The organism is Salinibacillus aidingensis, assembly GCF_055393355.1.
Map to the genome: position 1 here is coordinate 3,301,928 of NZ_AP043759.1, position 22,726 is coordinate 3,324,653.

Annotated in this window: 24 protein-coding genes; 13 read left to right on the top strand and 11 right to left on the bottom strand. The window is 39.3% G+C overall.

All coding sequences use genetic code 11. From position 1 onward, the window contains the following. Window positions 1-71 precede the first annotated feature (71 nt). The gene (locus ACZ5OK_RS16890) at window positions 72-2,129 is read left to right on the top strand and encodes a catalase (protein ID WP_343838954.1); all 2,058 of its coding nucleotides are present in this window, start codon (window positions 72-74) and stop codon (window positions 2,127-2,129) included. Window positions 2,130-2,306: 177 nt separating this feature from the next. Then, complete coding sequence (locus ACZ5OK_RS16895) at window positions 2,307-4,379, top strand: catalase (RefSeq protein WP_343838956.1); 2,073 nt, start codon at window positions 2,307-2,309, stop codon at window positions 4,377-4,379. A 124-nt stretch (window positions 4,380-4,503) separates the two neighbouring features. Here the strand turns inward: ACZ5OK_RS16895 and ACZ5OK_RS16900 are convergent, their stop codons facing one another. The 6 genes from ACZ5OK_RS16900 to ACZ5OK_RS16925 form a co-directional block, all read right to left on the bottom strand. Next, window positions 4,504-5,226: an amino acid ABC transporter ATP-binding protein gene (locus ACZ5OK_RS16900; RefSeq protein ID WP_343839043.1), complete on the bottom strand. Its 723-nt coding sequence runs from the start codon at window positions 5,224-5,226 to the stop codon at window positions 4,504-4,506. A gap of 2 nt (window positions 5,227-5,228) precedes the next feature. Then, window positions 5,229-5,882 (bottom strand): amino acid ABC transporter permease, encoded by a 654-nt coding sequence (locus tag ACZ5OK_RS16905; RefSeq protein ID WP_464758233.1) that lies wholly within the window; start codon window positions 5,880-5,882, stop codon window positions 5,229-5,231. Between the two features lie 85 nt (window positions 5,883-5,967). Beyond that, entirely contained in the window at window positions 5,968-6,789 is an 822-nt protein-coding gene (locus tag ACZ5OK_RS16910; protein WP_343838960.1) for a transporter substrate-binding domain-containing protein, read from the bottom strand. 267 nt (window positions 6,790-7,056) lie between these two features. Beyond that, a complete protein-coding gene (locus tag ACZ5OK_RS16915; protein WP_343838961.1) occupies window positions 7,057-7,734 on the bottom strand; it encodes a Na-translocating system protein MpsC family protein in 678 nt (225 codons plus the stop codon). Window positions 7,735-7,829: 95 nt separating this feature from the next. Further along, the gene (locus ACZ5OK_RS16920) at window positions 7,830-8,522 is read right to left on the bottom strand and encodes a Na-translocating system protein MpsC family protein (protein WP_343838962.1); all 693 of its coding nucleotides are present in this window, start codon (window positions 8,520-8,522) and stop codon (window positions 7,830-7,832) included. A 299-nt stretch (window positions 8,523-8,821) separates the two neighbouring features. Further along, complete coding sequence (locus ACZ5OK_RS16925) at window positions 8,822-9,844, bottom strand: PAS domain S-box protein (RefSeq protein ID WP_343838964.1); 1,023 nt, start codon at window positions 9,842-9,844, stop codon at window positions 8,822-8,824. A gap of 551 nt (window positions 9,845-10,395) precedes the next feature. Between ACZ5OK_RS16925 and ACZ5OK_RS16930 the strand changes: the two genes are divergently transcribed. From ACZ5OK_RS16930 to ACZ5OK_RS16945, 4 genes are all read left to right on the top strand, one after another. Next, window positions 10,396-11,544 carry a PLL family lectin gene (locus tag ACZ5OK_RS16930; protein WP_343838966.1) on the top strand — a complete coding sequence of 383 codons (1,149 nt, stop codon included), beginning with the start codon at window positions 10,396-10,398 and terminating at the stop codon, window positions 11,542-11,544. Between the two features lie 105 nt (window positions 11,545-11,649). Beyond that, on the top strand, window positions 11,650-12,207 hold the full coding sequence (locus tag ACZ5OK_RS16935; protein ID WP_343838968.1) for a PadR family transcriptional regulator: 558 nt from the start codon (window positions 11,650-11,652) through the stop codon (window positions 12,205-12,207). After that, window positions 12,207-12,692 carry a DUF4188 domain-containing protein gene (locus tag ACZ5OK_RS16940; RefSeq protein ID WP_343838970.1) on the top strand — a complete coding sequence of 162 codons (486 nt, stop codon included), beginning with the start codon at window positions 12,207-12,209 and terminating at the stop codon, window positions 12,690-12,692. Before ACZ5OK_RS16935 ends, ACZ5OK_RS16940 begins: the two co-directional genes overlap by 1 nt. Before the next feature lie 464 nt (window positions 12,693-13,156). Then, complete coding sequence (locus tag ACZ5OK_RS16945) at window positions 13,157-13,978, top strand: alpha/beta fold hydrolase (protein WP_343838972.1); 822 nt, start codon at window positions 13,157-13,159, stop codon at window positions 13,976-13,978. A 394-nt stretch (window positions 13,979-14,372) separates the two neighbouring features. Here ACZ5OK_RS16945 and ACZ5OK_RS16950 read toward each other — a convergent pair whose 3' ends face one another. After that, window positions 14,373-14,552, bottom strand: a complete 180-nt coding sequence (locus tag ACZ5OK_RS16950; RefSeq protein WP_343839047.1) for a hypothetical protein — start codon at window positions 14,550-14,552, stop codon at window positions 14,373-14,375. Here ACZ5OK_RS16950 and ACZ5OK_RS16955 point away from each other — a divergent pair. The 6 genes from ACZ5OK_RS16955 (at window position 14,488) to ACZ5OK_RS16980 (ending at window position 18,248) form a co-directional block, all read left to right on the top strand. Beyond that, a complete protein-coding gene (locus ACZ5OK_RS16955) occupies window positions 14,488-14,847 on the top strand; it encodes a DUF454 family protein (RefSeq protein WP_343838974.1) in 360 nt (119 codons plus the stop codon). The two genes, ACZ5OK_RS16950 and ACZ5OK_RS16955, sit on opposite strands and share 65 nt — an antisense overlap. A 254-nt stretch (window positions 14,848-15,101) precedes the next feature. Beyond that, a complete protein-coding gene (locus tag ACZ5OK_RS16960; RefSeq protein WP_343838976.1) occupies window positions 15,102-15,611 on the top strand; it encodes a sigma-70 family RNA polymerase sigma factor in 510 nt (169 codons plus the stop codon). A 207-nt stretch (window positions 15,612-15,818) separates the two neighbouring features. Next, a complete protein-coding gene (locus ACZ5OK_RS16965; RefSeq protein ID WP_343838978.1) occupies window positions 15,819-16,070 on the top strand; it encodes a helix-turn-helix domain-containing protein in 252 nt (83 codons plus the stop codon). A 107-nt stretch (window positions 16,071-16,177) separates the two neighbouring features. After that, window positions 16,178-16,675: a competence protein ComK gene (locus ACZ5OK_RS16970; RefSeq protein WP_343838980.1), complete on the top strand. Its 498-nt coding sequence runs from the start codon at window positions 16,178-16,180 to the stop codon at window positions 16,673-16,675. 278 nt (window positions 16,676-16,953) lie between these two features. Beyond that, on the top strand, window positions 16,954-17,817 hold the full coding sequence (locus tag ACZ5OK_RS16975; RefSeq protein WP_343838981.1) for a helix-turn-helix transcriptional regulator: 864 nt from the start codon (window positions 16,954-16,956) through the stop codon (window positions 17,815-17,817). Between the two features lie 53 nt (window positions 17,818-17,870). Then, a complete protein-coding gene (locus ACZ5OK_RS16980; RefSeq protein ID WP_343838983.1) occupies window positions 17,871-18,248 on the top strand; it encodes a VOC family protein in 378 nt (125 codons plus the stop codon). A 293-nt stretch (window positions 18,249-18,541) separates the two neighbouring features. On the opposite strand, the gene ACZ5OK_RS16985 is transcribed toward ACZ5OK_RS16980, so the two are convergent. From ACZ5OK_RS16985 to ACZ5OK_RS16995, 3 genes are all read right to left on the bottom strand, one after another. After that, the gene (locus tag ACZ5OK_RS16985) at window positions 18,542-19,135 is read right to left on the bottom strand and encodes a hypothetical protein (RefSeq protein WP_343838985.1); all 594 of its coding nucleotides are present in this window, start codon (window positions 19,133-19,135) and stop codon (window positions 18,542-18,544) included. Between the two features lie 348 nt (window positions 19,136-19,483). After that, window positions 19,484-20,044, bottom strand: coding sequence for a hypothetical protein (locus ACZ5OK_RS16990; protein ID WP_343838987.1), 561 nt, complete (start codon window positions 20,042-20,044; stop codon window positions 19,484-19,486). A 177-nt stretch (window positions 20,045-20,221) separates the two neighbouring features. Beyond that, entirely contained in the window at window positions 20,222-20,785 is a 564-nt protein-coding gene (locus tag ACZ5OK_RS16995; protein WP_343838989.1) for a toll/interleukin-1 receptor domain-containing protein, read from the bottom strand. A gap of 178 nt (window positions 20,786-20,963) precedes the next feature. On the opposite strand from ACZ5OK_RS16995, the gene ACZ5OK_RS17000 reads away from it, so the two are divergent. Then, the gene (locus ACZ5OK_RS17000; protein WP_464758234.1) at window positions 20,964-21,386 is read left to right on the top strand and encodes a hypothetical protein; all 423 of its coding nucleotides are present in this window, start codon (window positions 20,964-20,966) and stop codon (window positions 21,384-21,386) included. Here the strand turns inward: ACZ5OK_RS17000 and ACZ5OK_RS17005 are convergent. Then, window positions 21,357-22,601, bottom strand: coding sequence for an IS256 family transposase (locus ACZ5OK_RS17005; RefSeq protein ID WP_343844000.1), 1,245 nt, complete (start codon window positions 22,599-22,601; stop codon window positions 21,357-21,359). The two genes, ACZ5OK_RS17000 and ACZ5OK_RS17005, sit on opposite strands and share 30 nt — an antisense overlap. Window positions 22,602-22,726: the final 125 nt, after the last annotated feature.

A 22,726-nucleotide genomic window follows, 5' to 3' on the forward strand; every position in this document is an offset into this window, starting at 1 on the left:
TTCTAATTCCAGAACAGGTTACATAGATATGTATATGGCTAAGAAAATTCAACGTTAGGATGGGTGATTACATGGATAATAAGTCATCAAGACACCACAATCCAGCTGGTCAAAATCCTAAACAGGAGCAGTTGGATCAGTACCGCAGACAAAACACCGGAAAGCCAATGACAACAAATCAAAAAAGGAAGATATCAAATGATTCAGATATTTTAACAGCCGGTGAACGCGGTCCTTCCTTACATCAAGATTGGCATTATTTTGAAAAAATGACTCATTTCGTGCAGGAAGAGGAACCGGAAAGAACGGTTCATGCAAGAGGTTACAGTGCCTATGGGGAGTTTGAATGCTATCAGTCGATGAGGCACGTGACAAAGGCCGGATTTTTACAGGAACCCGGAAAAAAGACTCCGTTGACAATTCGTTTTTCTACCGTACAAGGACCTAGAGGGTCTTATGATACGGCAAGAGATTTACGTTGTCAGGGCGTTAAGTTTTATACTGAAGAAGGAAATTATGATTTGACAACCATTGATATGCCTGTATTAATTAATCAGGACCCCATGAAATTTCCGGATGCGATGCACGCATACCAATCCAAGCCGGATGATGATATCCCGACAGCTACAGGTGCACATGACTATTTTTGGGATTATGTAGCTAACAATCCAGAATCCCTCCATATGGTGGAATGGATTATGTCCGGCCGGGGTATTTTAAGAAGTTACCGAATGATGGAATCCTGGTCCATTAATACTTATTTATTTGTGAATGAAGAAGGAAGAGCTACCTTCGTCCGGTTTGTGTGGAAACCGGTTCTCGGCGTGCATCCTCTGCTTCAGGATGAGGCCATCAAGCTTGGGGGAATTGACCCGGACTATCACCGGAAGGATTTGCGAGAGGCCATTAGCCGTGGAGATTATCCTGAATATGAATTAGGTGTCCAGCTCGTTCCGATGGAGGATGAATTCAAATACGATTTTGATATTCTCGATCCTTCAAAGTTTTGGCCAGAAGAGTTAATCCCCGTTCATATTGTCGGGAAGATGACTTTAAATAGAAACATTAATAATTACCATACCGAATCAGAACAAGTGGCCTTTAACCCAGCAAATGTCGTTCCGGGCATTGATTTCTCCAATGATCCCGTGCTGCAGGGAAGGTTAATTGCTTATCATGCTGCACAATTACATCGAATTGGAACGAACTTTCAGGAATTACCGATCAATAAACCGATTTGTCCATTTCACAATAATCAGCGACGAGGCCCTATGAGATATCGAATCGATGTGGATGAGGTCAACTATCATAGAAATTCGCTGGCCAACAACACCCCATACACAACGCCCCCAGAAGAAGGCGGTTATACACATTATCCTAAGAAGGTTGACGGAGTCGTTATACGAAACCGAAGCGAATCGTTCAACGACTACTTTTCACAACCGAGGATCTTCTGGAACAGTCTGACGCCTGTGGAGAAACAGCATACCATAGATGCGTTCAGCTATCAGCTCGGTAAAGTAGAAAGCGAATCTGTCCGCCAGCAGAATGTGAATTTACTTGTTAATGTAGATAAGGATCTGGCTTGCACAGTTGCTGATAATATCGGGGTAGAGCGTCCAAGCGGCACCCATGTTCCCGTTTCAACCAGCTATCCTTCTCTCAGCCTGGAAAATACACCAAAATATGCCGCTACCCTAAAAGTTGGCGTCATCATTGGAGACGGGTTCAACGGTCAGGAAGTCACCAATACGCTGAACTTCCTGCAGAACAATCATGTTTACATTGAAGTTATAAGCAACAAACTTGGTAACGTTACAGGCGCCGATGGTACACAAATTAAGGTGAATCAAACCTTTATGACTGCCAGCCCTTATCTATATGACACGATTTATGTTGTCGGTGGTGATATGGGCAATCAGACCAAATTTATGCAGGACGTTACCGATTATGTTCACAACGCCTATAAGCATTACAAACCAATCGGTGTGGCCACCACCGGACAGAACTTTATTCAAACCTCACAAAACAACAACCTGGCAGGTGTCGTATTTGCAGCGAATAATCCTAACTTTGCTGAGGACTATCTGGCAGCTATCGCCCAGCAGCGATTCTGGAATCGAACCTAATATTCCGTGCTTCTGTCAGTAACCCAAAGATCAAGCGTAAATAGAGTACAGGTGATGCATCGAATGGTGTATCACCTGTTTTTTAATGAGAACAGACAATTGCGACAAAAAGGTTCTACACCATGAAATTTTTGAATATCTATATAGAGATAAAATACTGACAGGATGGGGGATTACATGGATAAGGATAAGTCATCAAGAAACCCAAAAAAAGGTTACAATAACAGCAAGGATAAGCAGCTGGAACAATACCGTGAAAAAAACACGGGGCCAGAGGAGAAAATGACCGATGATAACGGTGTAAAGGTTTCTAATGACCAGACGACATTAAGGGCAGGTCGGCGCGGTCCATTATTGTTTGAAGACTATCATTTTTATAAAAAGCAATCCTATTTTAATCGGGAACGTATACCTGAAAAAGTTGTTCATGCCAGAGGATTCGGAGTATATGGGGAATTTGAAACCTACCAGTCCCTGAGACATCTTACGGCGGCCAAATTTCTGCAGGAGCCTGGCTGCAAAACACCTGTATTTGTTCGTTTTTCCAACTTCACAGGTAACAGGGGCTCTAAGGATACAGCTATTGATATTCGAGGGTTTGCAACCAAGTTTTATACACAGGAAGGAAATTATGATATGCTGGCCCTCCAATTTCCGGTTTTCATTTTGGCAGATTCAATGAAATTTATGGATCTGACACATGCAGCGAAACCACATCCTAAAGTTCACATACCACAGGCTTCGATTGCACACGACAGCTTCTGGGATTATGTTGCCAATAATCAGGAATCAGCCCATATGGTCATGTGGTTAATGTCCATGCGGGGGCGGCCAAGAAGCTGGCGTATGATGGCAGGCTGGCCCATCAATACATTCCGATTCGTCAATGAACAAGGAAAGTCAACGTTTGTACGATTTAAATGGACGCCAAAGCTTGGTGTGCATTCCTTACTCCTCGATGAAGCTAACATCATCGGGGGAGTTGATCCGGACTTTCATCGCCGCGATATCACTTTAGCCATTGAGAGCGGACACTTTCCTGAATATGAACTCGGGGTTCAGCTTATTGCCGAAGAAGATGAATTTAAATATGATTTTGATGTTTTAGATGATACAAAACTATGGCCGGAAGAAGTCGTTCCTGTTCAACCGATTGGAAAAATGACATTGAATCGGCTTGTAGATAATTTCTTTGCAGAGGAGGAACAGTCTGCATTTGATCCGGCCAATCTTGTTCCAGGAATAGATTTCACCAATGATCCTGCTCTCCAGGGTCGGGCCTTTGCTTATCGGGACACGGAATTATACCGCCATCACTCTTCTAACTTTGAAAATCTCCCTGTTAACAAACCTATTGCAGAAAAGAACTTTAATCTCCGTAAAGGGCGTATGAAGCACCGGATTGATGTAGACTCCGTTGATTATCATAATAATTCTTTAGCTGGCAATACGCCATCTGAAGCTTCCTTCCAGGAGGGTGGATATGTTAATTATCCTGGCAAGGTAGAGGGACACGTTACAAGAGAACTCCCAAGTGATTCGTTTTATGATTTCTTTTCACAGCCAAGAATTTTTTGGAACAGCCTGTCCCCGATTGAAAAACAGGACTTACTGGAGACCTTTGTTTATCACCTTGGAAGAGTCGAGAGTAAGTCAGTCAGGCAGCAAAATGTTGAAATGTGGGCAAACGTCGATCGGGAAATGGCATGTATTATTGCTGATAAAATTGGAGTTGAACGACCTAAGAATTCACATGTACCAGTAGAAACCAGTTATCCATCCCTTAGTCAGATGAATACCCCATTTTACGCCTATACCCAAAGAGTTGCTGTCTTAATTGGAGATGGCTTTAATGGCGCAGAAGTTACATCAACCTTAAACATGTTGAAACAGAATGGTGTTCTGTTTGAAGTGATTAGCGACAGCCTCGGTACTGTTACAGGAACAGATGGCACAACGCTTCATGTAGAAAAGACATTTATCACGACATATCCTGTTGTATATGATTCCATCTATATTGTTGGCGGGCGGTTTGAAAACCAGGCAAAACTAAACCAGGATATTATGGATTTTGTTAAAGAAGCCTACAAACATTACAAACCGATTGGTGTTGCATCCACCGGTCAGCCTTATATTCGAACATCTAAAAACAACAACCTTGCAGGGATCGTCTTTGCAGAAAACAACCCGAATTTCGGTCATGACTTTATATCTGCCATCGCCCAGCAGCGATTCTGGAATCGGACATAAAAGGAATCTGCCATACATTCCTTTGACGACCATTTCATAAAAGATCTTTTGAATCATAAAAAAAGCTTAGGGGAGCCTATCATCATTTAAACTCCTCTAAGCTTTTTGTGTGTACGTCATTGATTTATAAAACTTTGGATAAAAAGGCCTGGGTTCGTTCGTTTTGCGGATTGTCAAAAAGCTCTTTCGGTGTGCCCTGTTCCACAATAAACCCTTCATCCATAAAGATGACCCGATCGGCAACCTCCTTGGCAAATCCCATCTCATGGGTCACGATGGTCATCGTCATGCCTTCCTCAGCCATATCCTTCATAACCTGCAGCACCTCTCCGACCATTTCCGGGTCCAGGGCCGAGGTAGGCTCATCAAACAGCATGATGTGTGGTTCCATAGCTAAAGCACGAGCCATGGCTACCCTTTGTTTTTGTCCACCCGATAAGTTGTCCGGATATACATCGGCCTTATCTACTAAGCCTACCTTTTCAAGCAGCTGTGTTCCTAATTCTTTGGCTTCGGTTTCGGATTTGCCCTTTAAACGTTTAGGTCCAAGGATCACGTTTTCCATCACCGTCATGTGAGGAAAGAGATTAAATTGCTGGAAAACCATTCCCAGTCTTTGGCGCAATTCATTAATGTTCGTATCAGGAGCGGTCAGATTATCTCCTTCAATATAAATATTCCCATCTGTTGGTTCCTCTAACAGGTTCATACAGCGCAGAAGTGTACTTTTTCCTGAACCAGACGGACCAATGACACAGACGACCTCCTGTTCATGAACATCGATATTGATATCCCTCAGCACCTCTAATTTTCCAAAGGACTTTTTTAAGTTATTGACTTCAATCATCTTCATGCTACGTCCAATCTCCTTTCAAGCCAGCGGGAGAACAGGCTTAACGAATAAATAATCACGAAATAAAGAACTCCTACAGCAAATAAGATTTCAAAGGCATGGAAATTCGCTGCGTAAATGGATTGGCCGGATAATGTCAGCTCAGCTAACCCAATAGCAGAAAGGAGTGAAGTATCTTTAATACTTACGATAAATTGGTTAACAAAGGCGGGAATCATGCGACGTACGGCCTGGGGTAAAATAATGAGACGCATGGTTTGGCTATAAGAAAAGCCAATGGTTCTTCCGGCTTCCATCTGCCCTTTATCGATAGAGTTGATTCCTGCACGGAAAATTTCAACTAAGTAGGCTGCAGCATTTACTGTAATCGCAATGACACCAGCAGCAAACGCGGTCAGACTGATATCAATAACACTTGGTAAGCCGAAGTAAATAAACAGGATCTGAACAAGAAGCGGGGTTCCTCGAATAATATCAACAAACACTATTGAGATTGTACGCAGGATTTTACTCTTGGTAATACTGAATATGCCTAGTACAAGTCCAATAAACATAGCGAGAATCAGGGAAATGACGGTGACCTCTATTGTCACTCCCATTCCTTTTAATAGAGTGGGTAATCCTTCAAGAATAATATTAATGGTTTCCATAGTTTCTGGCATCCCTCTTTCTTTTTAGAAAAGGTGTGACAAGCCGCGCCACACCTTTGGATTGGATAAGTATGTTTACAAATCGTTACTCGGAAAAGTATTGGTTATATAGTTCATCAAACTCGCCGCTGTCTTTTAGCTCCTGAAGGCCCGTATTGATTTTTTCCACAAGTCCTTCACTGCCTTTGGAAATGGCGATTCCGTAATCTTCACTTGGATACTTATCGCCCACTAGCCGAAACTGGGATTCATCGCCATCCTGTTTAATCTTATAGGCAACACTTGGGTAATCATTAATCAGTGCATCTGCATTCCCATTTTCCAACTCCATGTACATGGTCGCATCATCCTGGAGTTTTGTAACCTCACTATTGTATTGTTCAGCCAGCTCGTTTGCCAGCTTTAAGCTGGATGTTCCTTGTTTGGCAACGATCGTTTTTCCTTGCAGGTCCTCTTCGCTTTCAATGGCACTATCCTTTAACGTCACTAAGGATAAACCTGATTCAAAATATGGATCCGAGAAGTTCACCACTTCTAAGCGATCCTCCCTTATACCAATCGCTGACACGGCTGCATCCACCTGGTTGGCCTGAAGCGCCGGGATAATTCCATCAAACTTCATAATCTTCCAATTCACGCTTAAATTTGCTTTCTCGGCAACGGCTTCAACCAATTCCACATCAAAGCCTGTCAGCTCTTCATCAACTTTATATTCAAATGGTGGATAATCCTGTACCACCGCAACCGTGATCTCTTCCTTTGCATTACCTGAATCACCTGAGTCTGCTGAAGCTTCATTATTGGCTTCATCCGATCCACATCCTGCCAGAGCGAATGCAATGATCCCTACTAGAGTCATCATTACAAGCTTTTTAAGGAATGTGTCTTTCTTTTGCTGTTTTTTCATTAAAAATTAGCCTCCTGAAATTTTTTTGAAACGACATCTCTTATTCTATCGATATATTGAATCGTTTCCAAACGAGATTAAAATGGGTTTATCAGGATATAGTTATATATTTTTTGACTATTCCTATTAATTAGAGAAATTTATAGAAATCCTCATAGAGAGTTTAATATACTGTCATATGCTCGAAAAAATCGGGGACTGTCCCTCACTGCTTTAGAGAACTAAAGCGAACCCAACCAAAAAATGACTCCCCATCCAATGCGGGAGTCATTTGCCTAATACAAAAACCATATAACATTTATCCTCTTTGAAATCCCAATCTACAAAGATATCCTTCACATCACGATCAAACAGTTCCTTAAGCCTTCCGTACTTATGAAAGTATTCCTTTTCCAAAGCATCCTTTGTAATTAACAGTTCATCCTTAAAGCCCTTATCCACAAGTGCTTTCTCTATCGGGATGAGGATACCGGCACGCTCAACCAGATAAATGTAAGGAGAAAGTGCATGTATATATATTTTGGCGGGCACCTTCTGAACCAGCTCACTAATCCTTACCACTTCATTTTCCAATTCTGATTGATTGACCGCAGGCTTACTCCCCTCATCTAAAGGCTCACTTAAAACAAACAAAATCACACCCGAATTGTTAGGAAAGTTCCAATCATGGTAATACTCCTCCACTTCACATTTACAGGATACTTTCACAATTCCAATTAATTCTTTTATAATCGTATCTATGATGACGGTTCTTGCCTTTTCCACATAATTCTGCTGGCCTTCACTCAGCAAAACGTCCTCCATGGGGGAAACAAACCCGCGAATATAAATGGCGATATACTTATTGGAAATAATCGTCTGACATGACTTCGGTCCCCTGCCAAAATTTTTCCTTAATAGCTTACTCGTATGACTGCTAATCTCATTTAACGTATCCTGATCCAACCAAACCACCCTTTACGTTGGCATATTATGGTTTAGTATGCCCGATTAAGCTTGAATTCAAAAGTACCAGCCGCTTTTCTTAGCACAAATATCCATTACACCAGACAGAAAAATAAATAGCATTCCTCATACTCGTAGTTCCATATCATATAAATATCCTCAATTCCCCTGCCAATCACTGCTTCAAAGCGCTTACGGTTACGACGGTACACCTTCTTTATTTCCTCCGACTGCTGATGGAGAATATCTGAATATCCCTCCGAAAACAATAATTTTTCAATGGGCAGCAGGGCATCCTGGCACCTGACAGCTATGATCTTATGGCTGAGCTTCTGAACATCGATGTTGGCCGGAGCCTGATGTACATCCTTGCTTATATCCATAATCTGATTCATGAGCTTCTCCTTTAAACCTGGAGCGGTATGACGATTGGTCCAGCCTGATGCGTCATTCTGAAATAAAATGATACCCGTATCCGTCGCGAAATTCCAGTCACTATGATAGGAGCTGAAGGATATTTCAAGAAGGTCGTACATCTCTTTGTTAAATTCCTCATAGATTTTTTCCATAATCGAATATCGAAACTGATAGGCCAATGTCTGGGAATCCTTCTCCATTAACGCCTTCTCAGCTGCAGTAATAAAACCACTCACATGGATAACCATCATATCTGATCGAAAGGTGGCAAAACAATGCTCAGGCCCCTTTCCATACCAGCGCTTTACGATTTTACTGAAAGTACTATTAATCTGTAGGAGGTCTTCCTGGGGTAAACCAACATTATTCATTCACTCATTCCTCCTTCTCGTACTATAGTTCTAAAGCCGCATTACCCTTTTCCCATTCCTACTATGCGGGTGGGAGACTTTTATTTTCTGAATAAACAAAAAATGGCCTAACTTCTTTATCAAAAGAAGTTAGGCCATGGACAGACTTACTATGTAAAATAGGTTCTCCCATTTACCGCTAACAAATGAATTCTATACGTGGTTTGTAATTATACTTGCATAACAATATGTACTAATGACAGTAAGACATTAGTCACTCCAATAATAGCATGATTCCTATCCTGATTCAATATATACTTTTAGCCGTCAATTAAATTTATAATCTGTTCTATGAGTTCCTGTTTATCATAGGAATTCTGCCTGTCTTTCTCCAAAATAAGTACATCCTCAAGTGTTTTTTTAATATAGTTTAAGTCCTGATCAATCACTTTGAAATATTCTTCCTTTACGTTCCCGTTTCTGATTAAGTCTATAAACCCTTTTATCCGCACCACAGGCTCCTTCATTTCCTTTGCCAGTCCCATGGCAATCAGAACGGATAAATCGAACATATTGCTACTGTCATAAACCCCGCGAATAATAAAATGGGTCATTCTTTTGTTGTTATAAATCGTCGGAAGCACCTGAATTTGCGTGTTCACGGTCTCCCCGTTCTGTTTCACAAGCTTCTGGTGAAAAGGCTTCGTCACCAGTCCGCTCCTGGCCTCTTCAATTTTTGACTTCATATGTTCAATGTCAGCGGTCGGAATCATTGTGAAAACATTTATGCCTGCCACGGCCTCTTTACTCAAAGCACCGATTGTTCTTAAAGCTACTAAATTAACATGTTTTATTCTCTCATGATCAATGACCAGAATGCCAAAAGGGGACTGCTCCACGAATCGATGATAATAAGCTTCTCTGTCTGTTTCCTTTTTGCCCGGGTCATCCTGTTCCCTTTTCAGAATGATATACCTCCCAATCAGCAGATCCTCGGAAAATATCGGGATCGATACAATCTTAATCTCCATTGAATCTGTGAAGTCTCTTCTGATTATATCCGTCTGAACGGTCTGAACCGAATCCTTAAAAAAATGATGGATCGGCACGGATTGGTTAGGGATGAGATCATAAAGATTCATCACCTCTAATTCACTGGTCGAGTATCCTGTCAACTCCTCACACCACGGACTTCCATACACAATATCATGGCTTGTATTAATGATAAAAAAAGGATCCTGATCTTCAGAAATGATTGTAAAACTGCTATCCAGCCGGGATTGTATGTATTCATCAAGTAATTCAGCTTCACTTTTTTGCATGATCCGTTTCCTATTAGGCATGTGCCACCCTCCTTTGCCGAAAATAAAAAACGCCAAAATAAGGGCAGAACAAATTCCACCTCTTATTTTGGCGTATATTTTAAGCATGACTTACTTAAAATCATTACCTTATTATTCATTTTATAAAAAAATTACTTTAACCTGCTAAAATCTATTTTCAATAACGAACGCTTTTCATGACATTTCCTCAATTCAGGCCAGGGCCTACATTCCCTCGTCCCGACTCTTATTATACCGATTATGGAAGCGATTTTCAAACCTCATCGCAAGCGCTTGTGCAGGCAAACGAACGTTCTTCCCCCTTTTCTTTTCATTCCTGATTGCCTATTTTTTACTGGACGTATCCAATTTATTCCTCCACGCATACCCTAATGAAAAAGTGGAGGTATGTTTATGTATCGAAATCAATATGACGGTAGTCCCGTCCATTCGTTTGTGTATGATTACAGCTACCCAAATGCAGCTTTTCGCCAGCAGGTCACAACTCAGCAGGTTCTTCAGAGCTCCGTTCTCAGCATAGTCAGTTATATACACAACTTCAGCAGGCAGGCATGAACCGACAGCTCGTGGAATATGCTTTTTACTTTACAGTGAACTATACCCTTAATCAGGCCAATACAAACCAGTCCGCCAGTCAAATCTATCAGCAGCTGCAACGACAGGTACCGTGGTTCTCCTTATTATTTACACAATCAAATATTCCGCAAAATGTGATGAACCGCATATTCACCCGGGTTATTGAGATCACCCTGCAAATCATCAGCGGAGGACAGCCTGGGCAACCGGGACAGCCTGGGCAGGGATGGTCCGGCTGGGAGAGCTTAGGAGGTACCCTGACCTCAGCCCCAAGCGTCTCCTCCTGGCAAAACAACCGCTTGGATGTGTTTGCCCGGGGTACAGATCAGTCCCTTTACCATATCTGGTGGAACGGCTCAACCTGGAGCAACTGGGAAAACCTTGGAGGCACCTTAACCTCAAGCCCAGCAGCCGTCTCCTGGGGACCGAATCGGATTGATGTGTTTGTGCGCGGTACTGACAATTCCCTCTATCATAAATGGTGGAATGGCAGCCGCTGGAGTGACTGGGAGAATCTCGGCGGTACCCTGACCAGTGCACCTGCCGTTTCCTCCCGCAGAAACAATCAGCTTGACGTATTCGTCCGAGGCACAGGCAATCGTCTTTATGAAAGAACATGGAACGGCTCACGCTGGGAGGACTGGGAAGACCTGGGTGGTACCCTAACTTCTGAGCCTGCCGCTGTTTCCTGGGGACCCAACCGAATCGACATCTTTGCCAGAGGTCAAAATAACAACCTGATTCACAGATGGTGGAACGGCAGCACATGGAGCAATTGGGAAAGCCTTGGCGGAACCTTAACCAGTGCCCCAGCCGTCTCCTCCAGACGCCCAAATCGATTGGAGGTCTTTGTTCGTGGCAGCGGGAATCAGCTCTTCCGTCTAGCGTGGAATGGCTCACGCTGGAGATCCTGGCAAAACCTTGGCGGCACCCTGACTTCCGCCCCAGCAGCCGTTTCCTGGGGACCGCCAGAGGTCAAAATCAGAACCTTATTCATCTGTGGCGGGGACAATAGAAAAATAGCTGGAAGCGTCCATTTGTCCTCAGCGGCTCTCGGGCCGAAGTGGACTTCACCAAAATTCCCATTATGGCTAAACGAAACGCAGGTGTCCATTGTCTTGTGAATGACCTGCGTGTTTAATAAATTTTTTATAATTTTCTTGCAATTTCATGATGTATTGGGTACTATATATCTAAATGATATATAACTTTCAGATAGGTGATAAACAATGAAAACTTATAACCATACAACCTACGCCATATTAGGGATTTTAACAACAGACTGCAAATCTGGTTACGCCATCAAACAGTTTATGGATCAAAGTCTGACTCATTTTTGGAAAATCAGCTATGGACAAATCTATCCAACCTTGAAGTTCATTGTCCAGGAGGAATTGGCAGAGGTCCGTACCTCATCCACTCCCGGAAAACCGGACAGAAAGGAGTACTTCCTCACCTCCAAAGGCATGGAAGCTTTAAAAAAATGGCTGGAGGAACCCGTGGAACAGCTGCCTGCTGAACGAAATGAAATGCTGCTCAAACTGTTTTTTGGCCGCTACCAAACGGGTGATCAAACTATCTCTCTTTTAGAAAAGTACAAACAAAAGCTGGAGGAGCGTTACCAGATTTATATATCTATTGAGCAGGGCATTAAGGATCATAACGAGCGAGAGGAGGATGCCATGTACTGGTTGCTTACGTTGGATTATGGAAAACGAATGACCGCCGCGGCGATTGACTGGTGCGATGATACGCTTGAAAATTTTATAACGAAGGAGGGGCAATGATGTCCAAACCAATTCTTACGGGGCGTTATATGACGGAAAATACAGAGGATATGGTTGTATTTATCATTGGAATGAGAGTCAATAAGCGACTTGCCATACATAAGTGGCTGCCGGTCTTTACCGCTATGCCCGGAATGATTCGGGAGCTTTATGAAAACAAGGATGACCTGGGGTTTTTATCAATGGAAAGCTATATCGGACTTCGAACAACATCCATGATCCAATATTGGCGCTCCATGGAAGACCTGCTCGCCTACGCAAAAAATGAGAAGCATCTGACTGCATGGAAAAAATTCAATCAAAAGGTGGGGAGCAATAGCGCAGTAGGAATCTACCACGAAACCTATTCGATAAAAAAAGGGAGCTATGAAGCAATTTATAACAATATGCCTCATTACGGCTTAGGAAAGGTGCTCGAGCCTGTACCGATTACACCTGAGCGGAACTCAGCCAAGAAGAGGCTTAGGGAGTATGAGGTGCGTTGAATTTATTTGTATTAAATATCCTTTCTAAAGTATCCCGGGTACCGAATGAAGGATAAAATTTTACATTATGTTAACCTAGTTGTCCTTCATCACCTAAATGAAAGACAGATTTGAGGGTTCTCTCGTGTGAAGTGTCTTTCATTCATTTATTGAAGGACACTTCCTCCATTAATAGAGGATTAATGTCCTTCAAGAAACCCATGGATGTCCAACACCAAGCACAATAACCAAAACGATTTAAAAACGCTCAGTTTTATACCACGTTCTCTCCTGTCTAAAAGTGGTTCAATTCCAGGCAGATGGAATATATGATTAACAGGAGCCAAAGTTGGGAGTCAATGAGTAAGGATTTTATCTATCTTTGAATGTAAAGGTTAGTTAGTAGCAGTCGAGTTCAAGTATTAAAAATGAATAATTGAGTAAGCTAAAGAAGTAAAACTTAAAATATTGAGGTGAGTTCTTTAATGCAGATAACTGAAAACATTGTACAAGCAGGAAAATACAAAATGTTTTATCGATCAGCAGGTACTGGAGATCAAACCATATTATTATTGCATGGTATACCAACAAATTCTTTTCTATGGGTTCATGTCATCCCACAACTTGCACAAGACTATACTGTGATTGCTCCAGATTTAGTTGGCTATGGGGCTTCTGACCGTTCTACGAATGAAGAATTAACTTTACCAATGCAAGCAAATCATATTGTCACACTTTTAGATGCACTAGGCATTCCATCTGTTCATGTGGTCGGTCATGACTTAGGTGGAGGGATTGCTCAAATATTGGCAGTAAATTACACTGAGAGAATTGAGAGCTTTATGGTGGTTGACGGGGTTGCCTTCAGTAACTGGCCACTTCCAAAAGTAGTAGCACTTCGTTATCCTACAGCGCCTGAATTTGAACCGTCCTTATATTTTATAGAAAAGATGTTAAGGGAAGGGCTTTTCCATCAAGAATTATTGACCCCTGAACTATTAAATGGATTTTCACAGCCGTTTAATCATCCAAACGGCCCTCAAGAATTATTAGAAGCATCCCTTGCATTAAATCATCATCAAACTGAAGATATAGTACCTGATCTACAAAGGTTAAATAAACCAGCTACCTTTTTATATGGCCAATATGACCGTTATCTTCCACCTTATTGGGGGAATCGCTTAAAGGAAACAGTACCAAACTCCACTTTTAATATCTTACCGGAATGCAGTCATTATTCGATGTGTGATAATCCGTTACTCGTTTCACAGGAAATCATGAATCATATAAATAAGATATTAGCTTAATTCTTTTGCTAAAGTCTAGGTTAAAGTTTTAAAAAAGCCGAAATATATCAGGGCCTTTTACTGCAGAGTACAACGATAATATTCAATAATCTTAAACCTAATTCTTCGATGATATTTAAGGAGGATTAGGCTTTTTAAATTTAAAATTACTTTTATCTATTGGTAAACACATTGACATAAGTGGTAAATCCGGGGCAAGACTGGTGAAAAACACGGCAGAAATGGTACATTGTTGTAGCTGTAACAATGACCATTATCATTTCACATCAGAATAAAAGTCATAAACTACCACTTATTTTGATCGCATTTCCTTTGATTTTTAAGCTGCTTTCTTTGTACAATCATGAAAGCAGAATCATCCTGCAGTGATATTTTTGATACACAAATCATAGATTTACCATATGAAATCATCAGGTAAAGTCAGGTGATTAATCATAAAAACCATTAAAAGCTTTCTTTTCGTTGTTTTAGGTTTTCTTTCATTTGGAATCGGTGTCGCCGGCGTCGTCATGCCTGTACTGCCAGGCGGACCCTTTTTCTTATTTGCCGCCTTTTGTTTTGCCAGAAGTTCCAAACGAGTGGAAAACTGGTTTAAGGGCACTTCCTTCTACATGGAATATGTGGTGCGAATCCGGGAAAATAGAGGGATGACGAGAAAAGAAAAAATTCGTATTAACGTTATTGCCGATGCCTTTATTCTATTTTCCGTCGTATATGTGGATATCCTGCTTGTGAGAATCACCATGATTGTCCTTTGTATCATTAAACATTATTACTTTATCAAGGAGATCCCAACCATTACCCCGGAAGAGGCAAAAACCATTCGAGCTGCACTGCGTAAGCGGCAAATGACAAAACATACAGGCTGAATAAGCAAAGGTACCCGGTACTCAGGTAAGACATTTGTCTATTTGAGTGCCGGGTATATTAATCCTACTTAAACTTAACAATCCTGCTTCTCTCTTTAAGAACCACAGCCCATTCATCAACTTCCCCGCTTCAAACCTTAAGTTTCACCACCCAAACTTCAACTTCCACAAACTGACCCTTATTCCAAAAAGCTTTACACTAACCCTACCGCGGAATAATCCAATAGAGGCGCCTTTATAGAAAAGAGGCTGTCGTGCCCGTTCAAGAGGAATTTAGTCACGTGTTAGAGGAGTATGAGCGAATTATTTTTCATTTCATCCATAAGTATGGCATTCGTGATCCTGAGAATGAATTTTATCAGGAGGGTGTCATTGCGTTATGGAAGGCTTACAAAGACTATAATCCTGCGAAAGGAAAGTTTTCCACCTATGCGTACTTTTTAATTCAAAAGACGTTTCTTACCTTAATTCGCAAATCCAATCGCCAGGCTGAGAAGGATCAATATTATATAGAGGTTAAATCCAAGGACTTGCATGAGGTTGCAGAGGAACTGGATACAGGCTTTGACCCGTATCTGTATGAGCAAATAAAACAGGTACTGACCGACAATCAGATGAAATGGTTTCAGCGATTTGTGCTGGAGGATCTATCAATTAAAGAGATTGCCGAAAAGGAAAAGGTCACAATCGATGCAGTGAAAAATTGGGGAAGGTTAGCAAAGCCCAAGGTGAGAGAGCTGCTGCAGAGTGAGAATATTCGATAAGGGAAGGTACCCAGTGCTCAAAAAGGACTATTGTCTGTTTGGAGTATCGGGTACCTTGTTTTTATCCCCCTGCATTCTCTTAAAACAACTCCGTGCACCCGGTAAACCTGGATGAACACAAATTATGCACAGATTCATAAAACGGCATGTACGCCGTGGCGATCTCTCCGCCTCAACTAGATAATAGGTTGAGAAAGGGAGATTCTGGTGAAAAGAAGAGAATTTCGTCGTGTATTTGGTTATTATATGAGGCAGGCCAGAGAAAATCGTGATTTTACGGTTGATCATCTGGCTCATGAGGCAAACGTTGATCGCAGAACGATTCAGAGGATTGAAAGTGGTGAAACAAGTCCTAAGCACGAAACAGTGTTTAACCTGGCGTATGCTTTGCAGATTGATATAAATGAAATTCACCATCAGATTATAAGGGATTCCAAACATTCTCCCCCACTGGAATAGGAGTCTTCTGGAATGTCTACTCGTGAGATCCACCCCCATATCCCTAACTACTAGCAACTCACTCTACACATGTGTTCTCCCTTATCCCCACAAAAGGAGCGTCCCCTATGACGAACATTTTAAATGATTACAGCATCAACCCCTCCACCATGGCCCTATTACCCGCCAGACATTTCGAGTACGATACCCTTGTATTGGAGAAGGACCAAGAGTTTTATGTAAGAAAAACCCCCTTGCAGCTAATCAAGAATGCCTGCCTGGAAGCAAGATCTTCCTATGATGGCCGGCGGGAGTACATCATGTATAAAACCAATTTCCGGCATAAAGTCCCCATCCCTGTAAATCCTTCCCTTCAAATTTACGCCTTCCCCACTCGCTCTCCTCAAGACTTTAATTGTAAGTGGATTTTCTTCCAGCATATTCAGTCGCTTCAACACGCGCCTTCCATAAAATCATCCAATGAGAAATCTATTATTACGTTTAAGAATGGGCAAACGCTTGGGATGGGTGAATCTTATTATTTGCTGGAGAGGCAGGTGCAAAGGACGGGGAGTTGTGTGTTGATAATGCGTGAGGGAATGAATCAACCTGTTGCAACATCATAACCAGTGTTTCATTTTAATTATAAGAAAAGCAATACATGTATCCCTCTTCAAATAAGTTTTAATTAAGTAAGTTATGTATCACGACTATTATCTATAATATTAATGAACATATTTTTTAATTAAATAAATGGAGAATCATAGTCAAAGATTCAATTCTATCATTTATTAATACTTATGATACGGTTCATCTAAATGCATTGGTAATATATATGAACATACTTGAAAATCCATTATTATGTATAATGATAATATGGAATATACTTGGGAGTTGTTATTATATGACAAATGAAGATTCTGCCAACTTCGTATTACATGCAAAAAGTGACCAGTTTTACTGGGAAGGAAATGGTCAACTGTCCATTAAAACATTCCTTAATGGTAAAGCCCATTATAAGACTAACAAAGGTTTCTTTGCTGTTGAAGAGAGTAGATACCTACTCCTCAATGAAGGTGCATACACAATTTCAATTGAAGAACCTAAAGTTGTAGAGTCTTTTTGTCTTTTCTTTAAAGATGGGTTTGCAGAAGAAGTCCTCCATTCCTTAAAAGAAACAAATGAGCGTCTTCTAAGCGATCCGTTTAAGGATACAAGTTCAATTGGTTTTTTTGAAAAAACCTATCATAAAAACAATATTCTTTCTTATCAATTGGAATATTTCATGCAGATATTACCCAGTCTTGATATTGATTCTGTTGGTTATGAGGAACAATTCCATAAGATAATGTGTTCTATTTTAAATGAACACATAAATACATATACAGAAATCGAATCATTACATTCAATTCGTAATTCTACACGTGAAGAATTATATAGAAGGGTAAGTATAGCACACGATTATATTAGATCTTATTTTAAACAACCTATAAAACTAGAAGAAGTTGCTAAAGTTGCTTGTTTATCACCTAACCATTTATTAAGAACTTACTCTCAAATTTACGGTAGAACGCCCCATCAGCATATTTCAGTATTTAGAATACAAAAGGCAAAACAATTACTAGCAGAATTAGACCATAATATGACCGATATAACCTTTGAACTTGGATTTCAAAACCCTGTATCCTTTAGTAAAATGTTTAAGCAACATGTTGGTTTATCTCCTAAAGAATATCGAAAAAAAGTGAGATTGGATAAGAAATTATAAGGGAGATTCTTTATTCTTATTAGGAATAAGAAATTTGAAGGGAGAAATGTTTTATGGATACTACAATGATTAAGAATGTTGGGCAAATTGGAATACCTGTAAAAGATATAAATAGGGCGCTGGATTTTTATAAAGATAAACTAGGACTTTCTCTATTATTTAACACGGATAGTATGGCATTTTTTGAATGCAATGGCCTGCGGCTCATGTTAACACTTCCAGAAAAAGAGGAATTTGCTCATTCAAGTTCGGTCATTTATTTTCAAGTAAATAATATTAAAGATACTTATGAGCGCTTAGTAGGTAAAGAAGTTACTTTTATCGATGAACCACATGTGGTAACGAAAATGGGGCAAACTGAAACATGGATGGTATTTTTTAAAGATACAGAAGATAATACTCATGCATTGATGAGTGAAGTACAAGTTTAAGAAAACCAAAAGGAGACCGTCTAAATCACACGAACTGTCTCCTTCAATTTAAATTAGACTTTTTAATACTTCTTTATCCAGAATTAATTCTACTCTCTGCTTTACCACTATTTGTGGTACGGTTCACCGTACCGGTTTTTAGGGTAAAAAAGACTTCATATTAATACCATAAAATAAGGGTAGCAGTCGATTATGGCCGCTACCCTGTCAAAGGTACATAGTTTATTCTAATTTTTTAGGGTAGTTCGCACTTTTTGCCTAATATACCAAGCAGTTCAGATTTCCCAAATTATTTAGAATGATATTTTTTTCATATTAGATAATATTTTATCAAACCTACTATCCGCCTTAGCTAAACCATTATAATATATCATTAATTTGTCTTTAATTTCATTATCTGTTTCTATACCTACTAAACCATCAATATATTCGAAAATAACACCAGAATAAAATTCAATGTTTTTTACTTCCCTAAAGAATTCAGAGTCTGATTGAGAAGCAAGTAATAATAAATCTTTCGTTTTCCCTTCTAACTTTTTTGCTGCATTTTTGATTTCATCGATTTCTTGGGAAAAAGATTTAGGATTTAATGATTTTATATGGTTATATACTTGATTTATTAGAGGTAAAAGCTCTGTAAATACATAATTTGCATTTTCATACTTTGCCCTATAGTATATCTTTCTTTGATAACTTATTGTCCACATAACGCCAATCAGTGTCAATGAACCACCAATAATTGCACCTACTGCACTTATTACTCCAGAAATAATGGTTTCTCCCCAACTCAGAATGATACCAAAAACCCAAATAAATAAAAAAGTATCGAAAATTAGAATAGAAAATAACAAAATATAAAGAATTAATTTTTGTTTCTTATCATCCATAAAATTATGTCCTTTTCCCATTTTTAGAATCCCTCAAATCCAAATAAAACGAGTGTTTAGGTATTCTTTTATATTTTATAAAGTTTGGTTACGAAGGATATGCGCTGTTTTTTATAAAATTGAAGTCTATGATCCCCACCGTTAAATGTGTGTCTTCCTTTATTTTGTAACTGCATTTGTGACATGTAATTAAAACTATAAATTAATCCTTAAGTATTTTATTTATTTGCTTTGCCGCGTATATTCCCAACGTAAATAATCGTTCTTGTCCTAGATGCTTTGCTACTATACCATTTGAACTAACTTTTTGCTCTACGTGAGCTCCACCTTGTTTATTCGCATACCCTTTTATAACATCCTTTTTAATATAACATGTGATTCAATTTTACCTTCAACTGCATCATCTTCCAATGCTGTTACATCCAATTCATAATTATTTTTCCCACATGAGTCACATGTGAATGTAAGTAAATCTTTTTCAGGAGTTACCCTTAATGCCATCGTTTTATTAGCTCTAGTATTATTGTTAAAATTGCAAAACTTACATTGAATATATTTGGGGTACACGAAATCACTTTCAATAATTATGATAGGCTGTTTTATCCATTCACTTATAGTTAAATCTTTCTTATTTTCATCAAACATGTCATAAGGATCTAGCAATTTATATCCATCTATTTCCTTGAATTCTTTCACACTATTAAATTTTAATTCCTCATCAAAATAAGAAAAGAGGGGTGGGTTATCACAGAATAATATTCTTAACTGAGTTGCCAAAACACTATAGAATTGATTAAAATTTTCTTCTTGAATCAGTTGTAGGGATTTAAGAATTATTTGTCTAGAATCATATAATGTATCTTTCATACCAGTTTTGGATCGTCTAATATTAAAGGATAATAAGTCCATATGTCAGTACCCCCTTATTGTTAAAACCAAATTATAACAACATTCTTCTTTATCTACCTTATTTAGTTGCTGCTCGTCGTAATAACTATGAATATATACCGCCTTGGATATTCCTTTACCTATTATGTAATGATTAACTTTGAAGCGTAACTTTCTCTCTAAACCAGTATTCATCCGCTAAATAATCTTATCTTCCTCTTTTGACATTGAAACTACCTGAAAAATATGTTCTACTATTTCATCAACAGTAAACTTCTCCGTACTTAGAGCAAATTTATCAACTAAATAAGGATTATATCGACGTACCTGTTCAACCGACACATCATGCCATATCGGCAATATAATTATTTTCTTTTCATTAATTTCTCGGTTTAAAAAGCTCTTAAATTCGTATTCAGACCATCCACTCTTAATGAAATTAGACGATAGGAAGACTACAACAAATCTTGAATTTAAAATTTCCATATTCATCATGTCAGTTTGACTTTGTCCTATTTTAAAAACCTTAACGTCCTCAAAAACTTTGAGCCCTTTCTCACTTAGCTTTTCAGACAGCTCAGTAACAAAGACTTCCTTATCCAGACTTGAATGAGATAAAAATACGTCAAATTCTATAATCTCTTTTTCATGTGCGGTATGCTTAACATCTATAGCCAGTTCATTTATCTTTTCTGATACTTCCGATAACCTGTTCATATAATTACCATTCGTGTTTGTTTGAGATTTAATAGCTTTCATCATTTTTTCGTATTCCCGTTGTTTATGGCAAACTAAAAATGTAGTCTTTGGCAGTTAATTTATGTAGTTCCCAAAAGGGAGTTATATAAATAAAAAACCACTTGCCAACCTCTCAAAATAACTTTAAACTCCTCGTTGGACCAACAACGTTCGACAGGAGGTTATTAAGGAGATGTTAGCAGTGGCTGAAATTGATTATATCAGATATGAGGTAAATCAAAAAGGAGAAACATATGCCAGCGTAGGTAGGAAGATGGGGATTGATCCACGTACAGTAAATAAATATGCAAATCAAGAGGAATTTCAAAGGAAGGAAAAACAAAAGCGCAAAGCTCCAGTACTGGACCCTGTTAGGCCTATTATAGACAAGTGGTTAAAAGAAGATTTAAACAAGAAAAAGAAGTACCATAGAACGTCAAAGAAAATGTATCAACAATTAAAGAAATTTCATAGTTTCAAAGGATCCGATCGAACAGTGAGGGATTATGTATCTCGAAGAAAAAAGGAATTAAAAGAAACGATGGAGGATGCCGCATTACCTCTCGAATGGACTTGTCAAGAAAAGTGTGTAAGTTCAGATATATTTAAGAACCCGATCCTTTAATCGGTCATCAACTAATAACTGATTCATTGCTAAAGACCAATTCTGGATATGGCCACCTTCCCATTTGGCCTCTAATTCTTTCACACGTAAAAATAGAACTTTTAAGAGAGCGTTCTCGTTTGGGAATGCTCCTTTTTTTGTGACTTTGCGGAAACTGGAGTGTATACTTTCTACCGCATTGGTGGTGTACATAATTTTGCGTACTGCACTTCCGTAATCAAAGAGCTGCTCAACATGATTAAAGTTTCGAATCCATACATCAACAGCACCAGGATAGGCAGACCATTGCTGTTTAAATGATTCAAAGGCACTTTGACAAGCTTTAAGACTCTGCGCTCCATACACTTTCCTAAGCGATTTTGTAAATGCTTTATAGTCCTTACTTGGTACATATTTTACAGAATTCCGTATTAAATGAACGATGCATCGCTGAACAATAATATCCGGGAAGATTGCTCGTGCTCCTTCTTCCAGGCCGGATACTCCATCTATAGACAGAAAGAAAATATCTTCAACACCTCTTGCCTTGATTTCGTCAAAAATTTGCATCCATTTATGCTTACTTTCCGTCTCATTCAGCCATAGACCTAGGATTTCTTTATTTCCTTCCATGGTGTAGCCTAAGATCGTATAGACAGCATACTTTTTCGTTTCATATTGATTTCTTATGGTTGTAAACATACAGTCTACAAATACAAAGGCATAACAACTTTTTAATGGGCGGCTTTGCCAGTCTTCTAATTCTGGTAATGCATGATCCGTAATATCAGATATCATGTCATGAGATACAGAGAACCCATAAATATCCTCAATGGTTGATGAAATATCCCGTTGAGACATCCCTTTCGCATACATAGAGATCACTTTATCCTCAATCGCTGAAACGTCTTTTTGACGTTTAGGAATGAGTTGAGGTTCGAATGATCCGTCACGATCACGCGGAACTTCTATATCAACCTCTCCAGTGCTTGTTTTGACGGTTTTTCCTCCGTACCCATTTCTTCTATTAACTGTTTCTTTTTCTCCTTTATCATTGGATTCATAACCCAAATGGTGATTCATTTCTCCTTTTAACATCGCTTCAAACATAGGACCAAATATATCCTTTAATGCATTTTGCATATCCTCAACGGATTGAGGCTGATACTGTTCAATAATCTTGTTAGCTAATTCTACGGAGTTAGGATCTCTTTTTGATTTCCCCATTAAAACCACTCCTTTAGCTTTAACTTTATTCTACCAAATAAAAAAACTGTGTGAGTAAGAAACCGTACGCATTTCTTACTTACACAGTTTATATTACACTCCCGATATGGTTCTGCGATATTCCGCTCCAACTT

Excerpts from the sequence above, each read along its gene's own strand:
- ACZ5OK_RS16940 (WP_343838970.1), top strand. The coding sequence starts at position 12,207 with ATGTCCAAACCAATTCTTACGGGGCGTTATATGACGGAAAATACAGAG.
- ACZ5OK_RS16985 (WP_343838985.1), bottom strand. The coding sequence starts at position 19,135 with ATGGATGATAAGAAACAAAAATTAATTCTTTATATTTTGTTATTTTCT.
- ACZ5OK_RS16930 (WP_343838966.1), top strand. The coding sequence starts at position 10,396 with ATGAACCGACAGCTCGTGGAATATGCTTTTTACTTTACAGTGAACTAT.
- ACZ5OK_RS16895 (WP_343838956.1), top strand. The coding sequence starts at position 2,307 with ATGGATAAGGATAAGTCATCAAGAAACCCAAAAAAAGGTTACAATAAC.
- ACZ5OK_RS16900 (WP_343839043.1), bottom strand. The coding sequence starts at position 5,226 with ATGATTGAAGTCAATAACTTAAAAAAGTCCTTTGGAAAATTAGAGGTG.
- ACZ5OK_RS16935 (WP_343838968.1), top strand. The coding sequence starts at position 11,650 with ATGAAAACTTATAACCATACAACCTACGCCATATTAGGGATTTTAACA.
- ACZ5OK_RS16905 (WP_464758233.1), bottom strand. The coding sequence starts at position 5,882 with ATGGAAACCATTAATATTATTCTTGAAGGATTACCCACTCTATTAAAA.
- ACZ5OK_RS16910 (WP_343838960.1), bottom strand. The coding sequence starts at position 6,789 with ATGAAAAAACAGCAAAAGAAAGACACATTCCTTAAAAAGCTTGTAATG.
- ACZ5OK_RS16995 (WP_343838989.1), bottom strand. The coding sequence starts at position 20,785 with ATGATGAAAGCTATTAAATCTCAAACAAACACGAATGGTAATTATATG.
- ACZ5OK_RS16890 (WP_343838954.1), top strand. The coding sequence starts at position 72 with ATGGATAATAAGTCATCAAGACACCACAATCCAGCTGGTCAAAATCCT.
- ACZ5OK_RS16980 (WP_343838983.1), top strand. The coding sequence starts at position 17,871 with ATGGATACTACAATGATTAAGAATGTTGGGCAAATTGGAATACCTGTA.
- ACZ5OK_RS16920 (WP_343838962.1), bottom strand. The coding sequence starts at position 8,522 with ATGAATAATGTTGGTTTACCCCAGGAAGACCTCCTACAGATTAATAGT.
- ACZ5OK_RS16990 (WP_343838987.1), bottom strand. The coding sequence starts at position 20,044 with ATGGACTTATTATCCTTTAATATTAGACGATCCAAAACTGGTATGAAA.
- ACZ5OK_RS16955 (WP_343838974.1), top strand. The coding sequence starts at position 14,488 with ATGCCTGTACTGCCAGGCGGACCCTTTTTCTTATTTGCCGCCTTTTGT.
- ACZ5OK_RS16975 (WP_343838981.1), top strand. The coding sequence starts at position 16,954 with ATGACAAATGAAGATTCTGCCAACTTCGTATTACATGCAAAAAGTGAC.
- ACZ5OK_RS16970 (WP_343838980.1), top strand. The coding sequence starts at position 16,178 with ATGACGAACATTTTAAATGATTACAGCATCAACCCCTCCACCATGGCC.
- ACZ5OK_RS16925 (WP_343838964.1), bottom strand. The coding sequence starts at position 9,844 with ATGCCTAATAGGAAACGGATCATGCAAAAAAGTGAAGCTGAATTACTT.
- ACZ5OK_RS16945 (WP_343838972.1), top strand. The coding sequence starts at position 13,157 with ATGCAGATAACTGAAAACATTGTACAAGCAGGAAAATACAAAATGTTT.